The sequence below is a fragment of the Devosia beringensis genome (genome assembly GCF_014926585.1).
Lineage (GTDB): Bacteria > Pseudomonadota > Alphaproteobacteria > Rhizobiales > Devosiaceae > Devosia > Devosia beringensis.
The window spans coordinates 2,146,706-2,161,120 of record NZ_CP045422.1 but is presented as its reverse complement, the minus strand read 5'-3'; the positions used below and the strand labels follow the sequence as shown (position 1 = coordinate 2,161,120).

At 65.9% G+C, this 14,415-nt stretch carries 15 protein-coding genes and 1 tRNA gene; 7 read left to right on the top strand and 9 right to left on the bottom strand.

What is annotated here, in order from left to right; genetic code table 11:
- Positions 1-7 precede the first annotated feature (7 nt).
- The 3 genes from GDR53_RS10600 to GDR53_RS10590 form a co-directional block, all read right to left on the bottom strand.
- The gene (locus tag GDR53_RS10600) at positions 8-691 is read right to left on the bottom strand and encodes a hypothetical protein (protein WP_193334482.1); all 684 of its coding nucleotides are present in this window, start codon (positions 689-691) and stop codon (positions 8-10) included.
- Between the two features lie 78 nt (positions 692-769).
- Positions 770-1,546, bottom strand: coding sequence for an aminoglycoside 3-N-acetyltransferase (gene aac(3), locus GDR53_RS10595; protein ID WP_193334481.1), 777 nt, complete (start codon positions 1,544-1,546; stop codon positions 770-772).
- A 3-nt stretch (positions 1,547-1,549) separates the two neighbouring features.
- On the bottom strand, positions 1,550-1,969 hold the full coding sequence (locus GDR53_RS10590; RefSeq protein ID WP_193334480.1) for a winged helix-turn-helix transcriptional regulator: 420 nt from the start codon (positions 1,967-1,969) through the stop codon (positions 1,550-1,552).
- 198 nt (positions 1,970-2,167) lie between these two features.
- On the opposite strand from GDR53_RS10590, the gene GDR53_RS10585 reads away from it, so the two are divergent.
- A complete protein-coding gene (locus tag GDR53_RS10585; protein WP_193334479.1) occupies positions 2,168-4,636 on the top strand; it encodes a beta-glucosidase in 2,469 nt (822 codons plus the stop codon).
- Positions 4,637-4,646: 10 nt separating this feature from the next.
- Here GDR53_RS10585 and GDR53_RS10580 read toward each other — a convergent pair whose 3' ends face one another.
- The 3 genes from GDR53_RS10580 to GDR53_RS10570 form a co-directional block, all read right to left on the bottom strand.
- Complete coding sequence (locus GDR53_RS10580) at positions 4,647-5,870, bottom strand: MFS transporter (RefSeq protein WP_193334478.1); 1,224 nt, start codon at positions 5,868-5,870, stop codon at positions 4,647-4,649.
- A 238-nt stretch (positions 5,871-6,108) separates the two neighbouring features.
- The gene (locus GDR53_RS10575) at positions 6,109-6,477 is read right to left on the bottom strand and encodes a hypothetical protein (RefSeq protein WP_193334477.1); all 369 of its coding nucleotides are present in this window, start codon (positions 6,475-6,477) and stop codon (positions 6,109-6,111) included.
- Between the two features lie 131 nt (positions 6,478-6,608).
- Positions 6,609-7,178, bottom strand: a complete 570-nt coding sequence (locus tag GDR53_RS10570; RefSeq protein WP_193334476.1) for a DJ-1/PfpI family protein — start codon at positions 7,176-7,178, stop codon at positions 6,609-6,611.
- Positions 7,179-7,393: 215 nt separating this feature from the next.
- Here GDR53_RS10570 and GDR53_RS10565 point away from each other — a divergent pair, with 215 nt between their 5' ends.
- Both GDR53_RS10565 and GDR53_RS10560 read left to right on the top strand, forming a co-directional pair.
- Complete coding sequence (locus GDR53_RS10565; RefSeq protein WP_193334475.1) at positions 7,394-8,860, top strand: alanine/glycine:cation symporter family protein; 1,467 nt, start codon at positions 7,394-7,396, stop codon at positions 8,858-8,860.
- Between the two features lie 98 nt (positions 8,861-8,958).
- Positions 8,959-9,035: transfer RNA gene (locus tag GDR53_RS10560), tRNA-Arg, on the top strand.
- Positions 9,036-9,083: 48 nt separating this feature from the next.
- Here the strand turns inward: GDR53_RS10560 and GDR53_RS10555 are convergent.
- On the bottom strand, positions 9,084-9,428 hold the full coding sequence (locus GDR53_RS10555) for a c-type cytochrome (protein ID WP_193334474.1): 345 nt from the start codon (positions 9,426-9,428) through the stop codon (positions 9,084-9,086).
- Positions 9,425-9,817, bottom strand: coding sequence for a host attachment family protein (locus GDR53_RS10550; RefSeq protein WP_193334473.1), 393 nt, complete (start codon positions 9,815-9,817; stop codon positions 9,425-9,427). The genes GDR53_RS10555 and GDR53_RS10550 overlap by 4 nt, the downstream gene beginning before the upstream one ends.
- Before the next feature lie 261 nt (positions 9,818-10,078).
- Here GDR53_RS10550 and GDR53_RS10545 point away from each other — a divergent pair, with 261 nt between their 5' ends.
- Both GDR53_RS10545 and GDR53_RS10540 read left to right on the top strand, forming a co-directional pair.
- Positions 10,079-10,576, top strand: coding sequence for a CAP domain-containing protein (locus GDR53_RS10545; RefSeq protein ID WP_193334472.1), 498 nt, complete (start codon positions 10,079-10,081; stop codon positions 10,574-10,576).
- On the top strand, positions 10,566-10,787 hold the full coding sequence (locus tag GDR53_RS10540) for a sulfurtransferase TusA family protein (RefSeq protein ID WP_332872311.1): 222 nt from the start codon (positions 10,566-10,568) through the stop codon (positions 10,785-10,787). The genes GDR53_RS10545 and GDR53_RS10540 overlap by 11 nt, the downstream gene beginning before the upstream one ends.
- A 14-nt stretch (positions 10,788-10,801) precedes the next feature.
- Here the strand turns inward: GDR53_RS10540 and GDR53_RS10535 are convergent, their stop codons facing one another.
- Positions 10,802-11,953: a D-alanyl-D-alanine carboxypeptidase family protein gene (locus GDR53_RS10535; protein ID WP_193334470.1), complete on the bottom strand. Its 1,152-nt coding sequence runs from the start codon at positions 11,951-11,953 to the stop codon at positions 10,802-10,804.
- A gap of 171 nt (positions 11,954-12,124) precedes the next feature.
- Here GDR53_RS10535 and GDR53_RS10530 point away from each other — a divergent pair, with 171 nt between their 5' ends.
- Together GDR53_RS10530 and GDR53_RS10525 are read left to right on the top strand one after the other, a co-directional pair.
- Complete coding sequence (locus tag GDR53_RS10530) at positions 12,125-12,934, top strand: thermonuclease family protein (protein ID WP_232846599.1); 810 nt, start codon at positions 12,125-12,127, stop codon at positions 12,932-12,934.
- Positions 12,931-14,412, top strand: a complete 1,482-nt coding sequence (locus GDR53_RS10525; protein WP_193334469.1) for a M48 family metalloprotease — start codon at positions 12,931-12,933, stop codon at positions 14,410-14,412. Before GDR53_RS10530 ends, GDR53_RS10525 begins: the two co-directional genes overlap by 4 nt.
- Positions 14,413-14,415: the final 3 nt, after the last annotated feature.

Below are 14,415 nucleotides of genomic sequence, written 5' to 3'. Positions count from 1 at the left end.
ACGGCGGTCAGCAGCTGACCCGCACCTCGGCAAAGCCGCTGAGGCCATCGCTTTCGCTGGGCATGACGCCGAGCATGCACTGCGTTCCCGGCAGGCCCACCGTGCCGCCCTGGGCGATGATGGTGCCATCCGACAGCGTCACATAGCCATTGTCGACGGCGGCAATCGCCACCGTGCCGGTGGTGCCGCAGACCGGATAGCTGTCGCCGGCCGCCATCATGAAGCGCGTGCCCACCGGCAGGCAGTCATCGCCCGTGGCGACGGCGCCGCCGCCGGCAGCATCACCGACCGGCAGGGCCGGCAGGCTGGTGGCTGCGGATATCGCGCTGGCCTGATTGGCCTCGACAAGCGCCAGCCTATTGGCCAGCGCCTGCAGTTCATCGGCGCTGCTGTCGGTGCTGGTATCGACAGCATCACCCTCGACCGCCGCCTGCTGTTTGCCAAAGAGTTCAAGGCTGAGCCGAATCTGGGCAATGTCGGTGGAAACGCGTTTGATCTCGCGCTGGGTCTCGGCATAGAGCCAGGCCGTGCCGCCCAGGGAGATCAGGGCGATGACCGCGGCGGCGATGCTGAAAAAACTGGTGCGCGGCCGCGGCGGCGCCGAACCGGCAAAGGCCAGCGGCGCGTCACCATCCGGCACCGGGCGGTCATCGGCCCGCGACACGCCCTTGAGAGTCCAGTTGTCTGCCACGGCACGCGTCTCCATTGTCCCGGTTCTAGCACGGACCCATGCTGGCTTGGCCGCAGAATGCGGCCCCGGTGTGATCGCTCAGCCGGGAAAGCGCCGCTCCAGCCAGTCCACCGCAAAATCCATGATCGCCGGGGCCGCCACCAGCACTGACGGCGCCCGGCCGATCAGCCCCCGCCGGCCCTGCCCGGTGGCGAGGAAATCCTCGACCAGACCCTCGAAATAGTCATCCTCGAGCCCGGCGACAACCGGGTTGGCGGTGTCGAATTCCTCGAACCAGCGCCAGACCACCTGCCCGTCCACCACGATGGGCGCCTGGTAACGGCGGACGCGCTTATGCGCGATATCAGCCAGGTGCTCGGCATGGTGCAGCAGCGTCATGGTGTCGAGCGGCGCGCCCAGCATCAGCACCTTGCCACCACTCGCCACCAGCTTGCCGAAGGGCGATTGCGGGCCATAGCCGTAGTCGAGGGCGTGGTCGGCCACGAACCAGTCGGCCTTGCCGCCCAAAGCAGCGCAGGAGGCGCCGGGGCTGGCACTGCGACGCGCGCCGGGCGTGGTGCGCAGCAGTTCGGGAAAGGCACCATTGTCGCGGGTGGCGCGCGACGCCAGCGGATCGAACGGCGGCACATGCGCCCGCAGCGCCGGATCGGGCAGGTCGCGGTCGTCATAGTTCCAGTCGCAATAGGCCAGGATCGTGCCGTCCGGCCCGATGGCGTCACCCAGGGCGCCGATCAGCGCATCCGGGCCGCCCAATATGGGACCGACCGAGCGCAAACCGGCATGCACCAGCATCGCGTCGCCGGGCACAAGACCAAGCGCGGCGGCATGCTGCGCCAGCGCCTGCCGTGTCCACATGGCCTAGCTGCCGACGTAGGCGACCTTGCGCGGCTCGGCCGCTGCCGCCACCGCTTCGCTGCGCGCGTCATAGATGGCGCGGGCATCCATGATCGAGCTGTGATTTTCCGAGGACCAGTCCCACAGCGCGCTGATCGGCTGCTGCAGCGTCTTGCCCAGTTCGGTCAGGCCATATTCGACGCGCGGCGGCACTTCGGGATAAATGGTGCGGGTGACGAGGCCATCGCGCTCGAGATTGCGCAGCGTCAGGGTCAGCATGCGCTGGCTGACGCCATTGATCAGGCGTTTGAGCTCGTTGAAGCGCAGCGTGCCCTGGCGGCCCAGCATGCCCACCACCATGACGCTCCACTTGTCGCCGATGCGGTTGAGCACATCGGACATGGCGGTGCAGTTGGAATGGTTGGAGGTGTCTTGCAGTGACATTTCTGTGCCTTATCGTCGGGTACTCAGGCACTAATATAGACGTAGTTCTCTTCTGTGCCTAGGGGGCCTTTGTCGCGGCCTGGCGGGACAGGCCGATCGCCCCGGCACTTTCGCTCCACGGCGCCAGCAAACGGAATTGACAGCGCCCCGGCGGGCCTGTCTTTGGGCGACACATCTGGCGCATCGAGGACCCTGCCCATGACCAAAGCCCTTGCCGACCGCATCGACCAGCTTGCCGATCAGATGACGCTGGAGGAGCAGGTCAGCCTGCTGTCGGGCCAGGACTTCTGGTCGGTAGCCGCCATTGACCGGCTCGGCATCGGCACGCTGCGCGTCACCGACGGGCCCAATGGCGCGCGCGGCGGCGGCTCGCTGATCGGCGGCGTCAAATCGGCCTGCTTTCCCGCCGGCATCGCCTTGGGCGCCACCTGGAATGTGAGCCTGCTCGGTGACATCGGCGTGGCGCTGGCGCAGGAGGTCAAATCCAAGAGCGCCCATATGCTGCTGGCGCCCACGGTCAATATCCACCGCTCGGTGACCAATGGCCGCAATTTCGAATGCTATGCCGAAGACCCGATGCTCTCTGCCGAACTGGCCAGCGCCTATATTACCGGCCTGCAGAGCCAGGGCATTGGCGCCACCATCAAGCATTTCGTCGGCAATGAATCCGAGATCGAGCGCACCACCATGTCGAGCGAGATCGACGAGCGGGCTTTGCGCGAAATCTACCTGATCCCCTTTGAATGGGCGGTGAAAAAGGCCGGCACCTGGGGCGTGATGAGCTCCTACAATCGCCTCAACGGCACTTTTACCAGTGAGCATGACTGGCTGCTGGGCACCGTGCTGCGCCAGGAATGGGGCTATGACGGCATCGTCATGTCGGACTGGTTCGGCTCGCACTCTACCGCCGAAACCGTCAATGCCGGGCTCGACCTCGAAATGCCCGGCCCCACCCGCGATCGCGGCCAGAAACTGGTCGACGCGGTCAAGGCCGGCACCGTCAGCCGCGACACCCTGCGCCAGCGCGTCATCGCCATGCTGACCCTGATGGGCCGGGTGGGTTCGCTCGACGACCATCGCGACTTTGTCGAGCATGCCGATGACCGGCCCGAACACCGCGCCCTGATCCGCCGCGCCGGCGCCGAAGCCGCCGTGCTGCTGAAAAACAACGGCATCCTCCCCCTCAAGGGCGATGGCAGCATCGCCGTCATCGGCCCCAATGCCAAGACTGCCCAGATCATGGGCGGCGGCAGCGCCCAGCTCAACGCGCATTACCGCATCTCGCCCTGGCAAGGTCTGGTCGCGGCCTTGGGCGGGGACCGGCTGCACTACGCCCCCGGCTGCACCAATCACCGCTTCGAGCCGGTGCTCAAGGGCGGCTTCCGCGTCGACTATTTCGCCAATGAAAAGCTCGCGGGCGAGCCGGCCTATACCTGCAGCCAGGACGAGGCGCAGGCCTTCTGGATCGGCAATGTGGCCGAGGGCAAGGTCGATCCGCTGCATTTTTCCGCCCGCGTCAGCGGCAGTTTCACCCCGGAGACGAGCGGGAGCCACCGCGTCGGCATCTATGCGGCCGGCTTTGCCCGGGTCTTTGTCGATGGCCAGCTGATCGCCGATGCCTGGACCAACTGGAGCAAGGGCCGCACCTTCTTTGAGGAAGGCTGCGACGAGGTCGTCGGCATGGTCGCGCTCGAGGCGGGCCGCGCCCATGATGTGGTGATCGAATTTGCCACCAAGGACTTTGCCACTTTGGGCCTGGCCGCCTTTGCCGCCGGCATCGGCCTGCCGCTGAGCGACGACGCTATTGCCGAGGCCGTGCGCCTGGCCCGCAATGCCGATACCGCCATTGTCTGCATCGGCCGCAATGGCGAATGGGACACCGAGGGCAGCGACCTGGCCAGCATCGCTCTGCCCGGCCGCCAGGCAGAACTGGTGGCCGCCGTGGCCCATGCCAATCCCAATACCATTGTCGTCCTGCAGACCGGCGGACCGGTGGAAATGGACTGGATCGGCTCGGTCGCCGCGCTGGTCCAGGCCTGGTATCCAGGCCAGGAGGCCGGCAATGCCATTGCCGATGTGCTGACCGGCGCCGTCGAGCCCTCCGGGCGCCTGCCCCAGACCTTCCCCGCGCGCTGGGCCGATAACCCGGCCCACAGCCAGGATGCCGAGGTCTATCCCGGCTTCGAGGGCAAGGTACGCTACGAGGAGGGCATCTTTGTCGGCTATCGCCACTATGACCGGCTCGGCCTGACCCCGCTTTTCCCCTTCGGTTTTGGCCTGAGCTATACCAGCTTTGCCCTGGGCGACCTCGTGGTCGACGACAGCGCGTTCGAGGCCGATGGCTCGGTGAGGGTCAGCGTGACGCTGACCAATACCGGCGCCCGCGACGGCGCCACTGTGGTCCAGCTCTATGTCAGCGACGATGCCTCATCCGATCCCCGCCCGGCCAAGGAGCTCAAAGCCTTCGACAAGGTCTGGCTCAAGGCCGGCGCCAGCGCCCCGGTCACCATGGTGCTCGACGCCCGCGCCTTCGCCTTCTTCCGCCCCAAGGCCCAGCACTGGCTGGTCGAACACGGCAGCTTCACCCTGCGGGTCGGCCTCTCCTCGGCCGACCTGCCGCTGACCGCCACCGTGACGCGGACCACCACGCTCATGCTGCCGGTCTAGGCCAGTCGCACTAAGCCGGCAGGGGCTCGCCCTGCCGGTCCACTGCCGCCGGGGGCGGAAAGGCCAGCGCCAGGGCGGCCGCGGCAATGCCGATGGCCGCCGAGCTGACATAGAGCCAGTGGTAATTCCCGAACGTATCAAAGATCCAGCCGCCGCCCACCGGGCCAAAGGCCATGCCGATGGCCGAGGTCATGGTGATGCCGCCCAATACCGCGCCCATCACCTGGGGCGGGAAATAGTCGCGCGCCAGCACCGCATAGAGCGGCATGACCCCGCCATAGGCCATGCCCAGCACGGCCGCCAGCATGTAGAAGTCGCGCAGCTGGGTGACATAGATATAGGCAAAGATCCCCGCCGCCTGCAGCAGCAGGCCCCCGATGATCACCCGCTTGACCCCGAACCTGTCGGCCGAGAGGCCGAACAGCAGCCGCCCGAACAGGCCCGCCACGCCCTCGACGCTATAGATGCTGGCCGCCGCCAGCGCCGAGGCGCCGCAGATCATGGCATAGCTGACGGTGTGGAAGATCGGCCCGGAATGGGCGGCGCAGCACAGAAAGAACGTGCCGGCCAAAACGATGAATTGCGGCGTGCGGACAATGGCGCCGATGCGGCTGGGCTGGGACGCTGCCATGGCTTCTGACCCGTCCGCCATCTCTGCGCCTGCGGCCGATAGCGGCGCCTGCCGCAGCAGCAGCGCCACCGGCACGATGATGGCCACCGCACCCACCGCGATCATCCCCATGGCGCCGCGCCAGCCATGGATCTCGATCAGCACGCTGGCCAAAGGTGTCACCACCATGGGCGCCACCCCGCCGCCGATCGAGACCAGCGAGACGGCCAGGCTCCGATTGGCATCGAACCAGCCGATCACATTGGCCATCAGCGGCGCGAAGAACGCCCCCGCCGCCGCCCCGATCAGCACGCCATAGCTGAGCTGGAACATGACGAGGCTGGTGGCCTGGCTGGCCAGCAGCAGGCCAAGCCCCAGCATCACCGTAGCGATCAGCACCACCGGCCGCGCCCCGATGCGATCACTGAGACTCCCCCAGAAGAACCCGGCCACGCCCATGACCAGAAAGCCCAGCGTCATTGCCCCGGATATCCCGGCCCGGCCCCAGCCGGTCTCCTCGGCAATCGGCGCCAGATAGACCGGCAAGGCGAACATTGACCCTGCCGCCACGCAGGAGATCACTGCCCCCGCGCCCACGATGACCCAACCATAGTTCCTGCTCATGCTCCGCCCTCCAGCGCTGAAATCCTAGCCACGACGGGCCGGCAGAGGAAGAATCGACAAGGGGGTGCAGAATTGGCGTAAATGGCCTGCCGGACGCCCATCTTTTTGCGGGCAGACTGTCTGGCGGGCCGGGCCAGGGCGGCTAGTGGCGCCGCTCAAAGAGCAACCGCGCAGGTCGCGCCTTGGCACGGACCCGCGCGGTCAGCATTCTAGAGCACAAAACTAAGATCAGATTTGCCTACATCGCTGCAAAGACGATGTCGCATTTCTTGATCCTGTTGACCTGCTCGATTGACTGCATTTCACCCTTGATCCGGGCAACTTCGGCTGCGTCGGCGCCATCACCCTTCATGAACAGCGCCGCGGGCCAGAACAGCACCAGAGCCACACCGGTCATTGCCGCGTCCTGGCTGCGGTTCTTGTCCTGCTTGCCATACGCCGCGGCCGCTCGCGCAGAGACCCCCTCCGCCTCCGCCCGCAGTTGCGAACAAGTCAGATTTTCGTACAGCGTCGTCGAAACATAGGAAGGAGCAATATCTTTCGGTGGTGTCGCACAGCCAGCCAAAAACAATCCGAGAATTACCCCGGAGACAATAGTCTTATTCAAAATAAGTCCCCCAAATTAATACATACTCGTATTGGGAGAAATTACTTTTGTACACACAGAATTTACCAATTGTCAGATCAACAACGATTGAAAAGTTGTTTGTATGAAATAGTACATAGGACCACGGCGAATCACGCCGCCCGGTGCTCGGCGGCGTGCAGGCCCAGATAGAAGGCCAGGTTGTCGTCGTGCCGCCCCAGCCCCGCCATCACTGCGGCCATGAAGCTGACCGGCGCCGTGCCGGGGGCGGTGACCACGCCGCCATCGCTGACGGCGGCAGGGGTCTGCTGGTAGAGCGTTGCGCCGGCATAGCCGGTGGCTGTCAGCGCATCGGGGGCATTGCCGGTATGGCGGACCTGGTCGAGCAGTCCGGCCCGCGCCAGGGCCAGCGTGCCGTCGCAGATGGCGGCCACCAGCCTGCCCGAAGCCCGGGCCGCATGCAGCACGTCGCCCAGCTCGGGAGCATCGGGCGCGCTCCAGGCCGTGCCGCCATTGAGCACCAGGGCATCCATGGCGCCCGGATCGATGTCGGCAATGGCCAGGTCCGGCGTGACCCGCAACCCGCCGGCGGAGACGACCGGCCGGCCATCCGGCGTGGCATAGAGCGTATCGACCTCGTAATATTGCCGCGCCACGGCATTGAGCAGCGCGGTTTCCCAATCGGCATAGCCTTGGGTCAGAATGGTGACGATGGTGGTCATCAGGGCCTCCTTGTGTGGACAGCGCCACACTGCCCATCCGGCCTGCCAATTCCTGTCAGCAGGGCGTCCACCCGGCAGCACGGCCCGTTGATTGCCGCGTCCCCCGGCAAGTCGCCGGACTTCTGCCGCCCAAAAGTTGACCAGAGCCGCGCAATCAATGGGTTGAGCGCGGCGCCCCAACCCCTTAGCCTGCCGCGAACGGAGGAGGGTTGAACATGGATCTGCTCAGACAGCTATTCGCCTTGGTGGAGGAGTTCACCTGGGGGTGGTCGCTCATCCCCATCCTCGTCATCTTTGGCGGCTTCATCACCGTCATGAGCGGCTTCGTCCAGTTCGAATATTTCGGCCGCATGTTCCGGGTGCTCTCCAACAAGAACCAGAGCAGCGACCCCAATGCCATCAGCGCCCGCGAGGCGCTGCTGGTCTCGGTCGGCGGCCGGGTGGGCGGTGGCAATATTGCCGGCGTCGCCGTCGCCATCACCCTGGGCGGCCCGGGCGCGGTGTTCTGGATGTGGGCGGTGGCGCTGATCGGCATGGCCACCAGCCTCGTCGAAGCCTCGCTGGCCCAGCTCTACAAGCGGTCCAATGGCGACGGCACCTATCGCGGCGGGCCGGCCGCCTACATCATCCATGGGCTGGGCGCGCAATATCGCTGGCTGGCCGTGGTCTATGCGATCTGCCTGCTGGCCGCCTTCGGCTTTGGCTTCAACGCCTTCCAGGGCAATACTTTTGCCGGCGCCGCCCAGGACAGCCTGGGCATCGACCGCGTCTGGAGCGGCATCTTCCTGGCCATCATCACCGGCTTTATCGTCTATGGCGGCATCCGCCGCATCGCCAAGGCCGCCGATGTCATCATCCCGGTCATGGCCTTTGTCTATATCGGCATGGCCCTGCTGGTGATCGTGCTCAACATTACCGAACTGCCCGGCATGATCTGGTCGATCATCGCCAATGCCTTTGGTCTGGAAGAGGTCGTTGGCGGCGGCATCGGCGCCGCCCTGGCCCAGGGCCTGCGGCGCGGCCTGTTTTCCAACGAGGCCGGGCTGGGTTCGGCCCCCAATATCGCGGCCACCGCCGAAGTGCGCCATCCCATCAGTCAGGGCATCACCCAGTCGTTCTCGGTGTTCATCGACACCATCGTGGTCTGCTCCTGCACGGCCTTCATCATTCTGCTGAGCCCGATCTATGTCCCCGGCGCCGAGGGCATCGATGGGGTCGTGCTGACGCAACAATCGCTGGTCAGCCACCTGGGCAACTGGTCCCAGTATTTCCTGACCTTCGCCATCCTGCTGTTTGCCTTCAGCTCGATCATCTACAATTATTACCTCGGCGAGACCGCGCTCAAGGTCATGACCAAGAACAATGCGGCGCTGCACTTCCTGCGCATCGCCATTGTCGCCGTGGTATTCCTGGGCGCCTCGGCGCCCGGCGCGACGGCCGTGTTCTTCTTCTCCGACCCGGTCATGGGCGTGCTGGCTTTGGTCAATCTGATGGCCATCATGATGCTGTTTCCGGTGGCGCTGCGCGTGCTCAGCGATTTCCGCGCCCAGCTCAAACGGGGCGTCGCGCGGCCGGTCTTCGAGCCCGCCCAGTTCAGCGATCTCGACATCGATCCGACCGCCTGGCCCTATGCCACCAGCCCCGAGCACCGGGCCAGCAGCGCCCAGGTCCCGCCGATCTGACGCGGCGCCGGTATGCAGAAGTCAGCAGGACCCTTGCAGCGCGGAGCGGCGCAATGAGGGTTCCACTGGCCCGGCGCATTTGCTATTCGATCAGGCGTGGTCTCGTAGCTCAGTTGGATAGAGCACAGGATTCCTAATCCTGGGGTCGTGGGTTCGAATCCCGCCGAGATCACCACCTGCCTGCCCTGTGTCGGGGGACAGGCCGATGGCCGGGACGGTCGACCTAGACCTGCGGTTCGAGCGACTTGAGATAGGCCACGATGGCGGCGGCCTGCTGCGGGTCGAATTCGAATTGCGGCATGTCGGGATGGGCCGTGACAATGCCTTCCACCAGCGCCTCGCTCAGGAACTCGACGTCATAGCGCAGATGCAGCTCGCGAAAGCGCGGCGCCGGCGGAAACGCGCTGTCGCCCGTTGCGCCCACGGCGTGACAGTCGGCGCAATACATCGTCACCAATGCCTGCCCATCGGCCACCGGATTGTAATCCTGCGCCAGTACCAGCCCACCGGCGACCAGCGGGCCCAGTCCGACCGCCAGCGCCAGGGTTATGTTCAGGAGGGTCTTCATGCGCCCCGGATCGCGGTTTCGATATCGCCGACGCCATGGCCGGTCAGATCCTTGGCGATTTCGCCCAGCAGCTTGGCCGACAGGGTCTTGTGATAATGCTTGCGCATCTCGCCCAGCGCCCGCGGCGCGGCAATGACGACCAGGCCATGGATCTTGCCCTCCAGCACGCCCTTGTTGAGCAGATCGACAATGCCGGCCGAAAAGCCGTCTTCGCTGGCCTGGCCCGGATCAGGATTGCCGGAAGTGGTCTGGCGTGAGCCATGCGCCTCGCTGACATGACCATGCTCGAGCGGGGACAGCTGCAGCTGGGCCTCATCGCCCGCATTGCGGAACAGGTTGAGCTTTTCGCCATCGGCGACCGCGACTGTCGTGCCCTTGGGTAGCATCATTGGAAGTCTCCGAAATAATAGAAGTGAACAGGCGCCATTGCGGTGCCTTCCGGTCGCGCAGGCTGCCGTCTGGCACGAACCAGTCTAGTCCCCGCGCGCGTCGACGCCTTGATGCAGATCAACCCCGGCCGCGCCGGCGCGCCATGCCTCCGTTAAGAGCACGGCAGGAGACAATGGTATAAGAGGGGGCAGCACCATGATTTGGCCTTGCTGGCACCCTAAGCGGCCCGCCAGACCCTTTTTTTTGACCAGGATTGCCCCATGACCGTCTTGCGCCGTTTCCAGCCCGCTTTGCTGCCCCTAGCCGCCCTGGCTGCCGCCGTTACGCTGGCCGCCTGCTCCATGGGTGGCTTCGGCGGCGGCGGTGGCACCAGCATCCCGCTGGCCGCTGGCCTGTCGGCCCGCATGGACCAGCCGGGGGCCAGCCTCGACCGCGCCCAGGCGGTGGCCATGATCAATGCCTATCGCGCCACCAATGGCCTGCCGGCCCTGACGCCCGATGCCGGGCTGGACGGCACCGCCCAGGCCCTGGCCGACCAGTATGCCCGCACCGGCACGCCGCCCGCCACGCCCCAGGGCCTGGCCGGCATGAAGCTGAGCGCCGGCTACGCCACCTTTGCCGAGACCTTTTCGGGCTGGCGCAACAATCCGGCCGATGCCGCCGGCATGACCACCAATGCCACCAAGGCCGGCATTGCCGTCAGCTTCAATGCCAGCTCGACCTATGGCACCCATTGGGTGCTCGTCCTTGGTCAGTGACAGCATCGACGCCAGGGGGCTCAAATGCCCCCTGCCGGTGCTGAAAATGGAAAAGCGGCTTGAAACCATGGCGACGGGCAGCACCCTGGTGGTGCTGGCCACCGACCCCATGGCCCGCATCGACATTCCGCTCTACTGCCGCCAGCACGGCCATGCCTGCACGCTCACCGCCGAGGGCGAGACCCTGAGCTTCACCATCGTTAAGGGCTGAGCCCTGATCCCAGCCTAGAGACTGTCGGGGCGCGCCAGCGGCATCGGCACGCCATTGCCTGAAACGTTCAGCCCCGGGCGCAGCTCCACCGCCAGCGCGGCCTCGCTGCTGGGCGGGGTGAACTGGGGCAGATGGGCCGGCCGCGGTCGTGGCAGGTTGACCCCCACGGCGATGCGACCGAGATCGGTGGCCACATAGGCGCGCGGCGCCACCACATCATTGAGATAGCTCGGCTGGCCCTTGAGCCCCATGGGAAAGGCGGCCTGGGCCGCCGCGGCATAGGCCTTGGCCTCGGCGCCGCAGATCTGCGCCCGCATGTCGACCGGCGCCGCGCCCGGATTGTTGCCCAGGGTCAGCACCGTGGTGCCGGTGGGCTGGGCCGAGCCGGACAGGCCCTTGAGGATCAGCTCGGCCGCCCGCTCATTGCGCTCGCGCGCCGACTGGCCGCCCAGCACCACCGCCAGCATCCGGCGGCCATTGCGCTCCACCGTCGCCACCATGTTGAGCCCGGAGGCACAGACATAGCCGGTCTTCATGCCGGTCGTGCCGGCAAAGCTGGTCAGCAATTCGTTCTGCGATTCGAGCGTCACCTTGCCCAGCTTGACCGCCTCGGTGCCGAACATCGGCATATATTGCGGAAAGCTCTGCTCGATATAGAGCGCCAGCAGCGCCAGATCGCGCGCCGAGGTATATTGCGCCGGGTCGTGCAGCCCGTTGGGATTGGTGAAATGGCTGGCCGTCATGCCCATGCGGGCCGCCACGTCATTCATCTTGGCAACAAAGCCCGCCTCGCTGCCGCCCACCGTTTCAGCGATCGCCATGGCCACGTCATTGGCCGATTTGACCACCATGACATAGAGCGCATCCTGCATGGTCAGCGCAGAGCCCACCGGCAGGCCCGACCGCGATGGCGCCTGCGCCAGAGCATGCTTGGACAGCACGACGGGCGTCTCGAGAGTGATCGTGCCCTTGGCGATCTCCTCGAAAGCCACATAGGCCGTCATCATCTTGGTCAGCGATGCCGGATGCCAGGGCTGCCCCGCCTCCTCGGCATAGAGCACGTCAAGCGTTTCCATATCGACCAGCAGCATCGGATTGGCCTCGGCACGACCCAGGCTGAGCAGGGCAAACAGGGCGGCGAGGGCGAATTGGCGGACAAGCGACAAGGGAAAACAGCTCCGGAAGGGGTAGGCAAGGACGGCCTCTCTTACCAGCGCCACCCCGCCTTCTCAAGGAAGGGGGGGGGCCGCTGACAGTCTTTTGACCTGATCAGGCATCGGTAATGATTTTTTGCCGCATTTGCGTGCATGGTGAAGCCATTGTTTCCGGGGCCCGATTTGCGCACCACCAGTCTTGTTCAACTCGCCGCACTGGCCGCGCTCTCGTCCGTCTCGACTGCGGCCCTGGCCTGCCCCGACCTGGCCATGGTGCCCGGCGGCCTGGTCGTGCAGGTCACCGACGGCGATACCGTGGTGCTCGATGACGGCCGCGTGGTGCGCATGATCGGCACCCAGGCGCCCAAACTGCCGCTGGGCCGCGAGGGCTATGAGAGCTGGCCACTGGCCCCAGAGGCCAAACTGGCGCTCGAGACCATATTGCTCAACAAGCCGGTCCAGCTCGGCTATGGCGGCGAACGGGTCGACCGCTACGACCGCCAGCTCGCCCATGTCTTTGTCGATTCCGCCGATGGCCCGGCCTGGGCGCAGCAGGCCATGGTCGCGCAGGGCCTGGCGCGGGTCTATTCCTTCCCCGACAATCGGCAATGTCTCGATTTATTGTTCGCCGCCGAAGGACGGGCGCGGCTCTCCGGCCTTGGCATCTGGCGTGATCCCTATTACAGCGTGCGTGCGGCGGACGTGCCGGGTGAATTGCTCGCCCGGGCCGGCCATTATGAACTTGTTGAAGGCAGGATCCTGCTGGCCGAGGAACGCGGCGGGCGGATCTATCTCAATTTCGGCCGGTTCTGGAAACAGGACTTCACCGCCGTGATCGAGGCGCCGGCCCGCCGGCTGTTTGTGGCGGCGGGCATCGACCCCATGGTGCTCGACGGCGCCTTGGTACGTATACGCGGATGGGTGGACGACCGGGATGGTCCACGCATCGAAATTACCCATCCCGAGCAGCTTGAGGTCTTGGCGATACGATGACGGGCAAGGGGCATATCGCGCAGGGTTTGCGCATTGGCGTGCTGGCGACCATGTTGCTGGCCCTGTCGGCCTGCACGACGCTGACCAGTTCCAATATCGCGGTCAGCCAGACCGGCGACCGGCCGGCGCCGGCCGTGGTGCCCGAAGGCACCGATCCCGATGATGCGGTGATCGGCAGCCGTGAGCATCCGCGCATCGTCGCCGCCTATGGCGGCATCTATTCCGATCGTCCGGCCGAGATCATGGTGGCCCGCATTGTCGGCCGCCTGCTCGCCGCCGCCGACCAGCCCAATGCCCAGTTCCAGGTCACCATCCTCGACACCTCCGAGGTCAATGCCTTTGCCCTGCCCGGCGGCTATATCTATGTGACGCGCGGCATCCTGGCTCTGGCCAGCGACACCAGCGAACTGGCCGCCGTGCTGGCGCACGAGATCGCCCACGTCACCCTGCGCCATGCCCGGGCCCGCACCGACCGCACCCGCACCACCGCCATTGTCGATCGCGTCATCACCTCGGTCTTCGGCGGCGATACTTCGAGCGACGCCACGGCCAGCCGCACCCGCGAATCCCTGGCCGCCTTCGGGCAGAACCAGGAACTCGAAGCCGATCGCGAAGGCATCAAATATTCCGGCAAGGCCGGCTACGACCCCCAGGCGGCCGCGCGCTTCCTCGGCGTGATGAGCCGCTTTGCCAGTTTCTCGGCCGGCTCGGGCCAGGGCACGGAGGGGTTCCTGTCCTCCCATCCCTCCACCCCCGCGCGCATCCAGAAGGCCATCGACACGGCCAGCACCATGTTCGGCAAGGCCGGCCTGGGCGAGGTTGACCGCGACGGCTATCTGGACTCGATTGCCGGCCTTACCTTTGGCGACAGCCCCTCGCAGGGCTCCATTGTCGGCCGCCGCTTCCTCAATCCGGCCTCCAAATTCACCTTCACCGTGCCCACCGGCTATACGCTGCAGAATTCCCCCAGCGCCGTGGTCGGGGTGGCCGGCGATGGCGAAGCCGTGCGCTTTGACAGCGCCGACGTGCAGCCCAGCATGGCGCTGGCCGATTATCTCAAATCGGGCTGGATCGCCGGGCTCAAGACCGACAGCGTCACCAGCGACACCCGCAATGGCATCGAGATGGCCTCCGGCCTGGCCCAGACCGACCAGTGGTTCTTCCGTGTCTCGGTGATGCGGCTGGACGGCCAGGTCTATCGCTTCATCTTTGCCGCCAAGGCCGACAGTCCCCGCTTTGCCCAGGGCGCTGACGCCACGTTGGCCAGCTTCCGCCGCACCACCGAGAGCGACCTCTCCGCCATCCGCAAGGTGGCCGTCCGCGTCGTCACGGCCAAGGCCGGCGACACGGCCGACAAGCTGGCCGCCCAGATGAACGCGCTGACGCGCGGCACCGAGCTGTTTTACATCATCAACGACCTCTATCCCGGCGACCCGGTCCAGGTCGGCGAGCAGTACAAGATCGTCACGCTGCAATAGCTG

Coding starts and splice junctions, on each gene's coding strand:
- GDR53_RS10585 (WP_193334479.1), top strand. CDS start 2,168: ATGACCAAAGCCCTTGCCGACCGCATCGACCAGCTTGCCGATCAGATG.
- GDR53_RS10570 (WP_193334476.1), bottom strand. CDS start 7,178: ATGACCACCATCGTCACCATTCTGACCCAAGGCTATGCCGATTGGGAA.
- GDR53_RS10525 (WP_193334469.1), top strand. CDS start 12,931: ATGACGGGCAAGGGGCATATCGCGCAGGGTTTGCGCATTGGCGTGCTG.
- GDR53_RS10545 (WP_193334472.1), top strand. CDS start 10,079: ATGACCGTCTTGCGCCGTTTCCAGCCCGCTTTGCTGCCCCTAGCCGCC.
- GDR53_RS10565 (WP_193334475.1), top strand. CDS start 7,394: ATGGATCTGCTCAGACAGCTATTCGCCTTGGTGGAGGAGTTCACCTGG.
- GDR53_RS10590 (WP_193334480.1), bottom strand. CDS start 1,969: ATGTCACTGCAAGACACCTCCAACCATTCCAACTGCACCGCCATGTCC.
- GDR53_RS10580 (WP_193334478.1), bottom strand. CDS start 5,870: ATGAGCAGGAACTATGGTTGGGTCATCGTGGGCGCGGGGGCAGTGATC.
- GDR53_RS10550 (WP_193334473.1), bottom strand. CDS start 9,817: ATGATGCTACCCAAGGGCACGACAGTCGCGGTCGCCGATGGCGAAAAG.
- GDR53_RS10555 (WP_193334474.1), bottom strand. CDS start 9,428: ATGAAGACCCTCCTGAACATAACCCTGGCGCTGGCGGTCGGACTGGGC.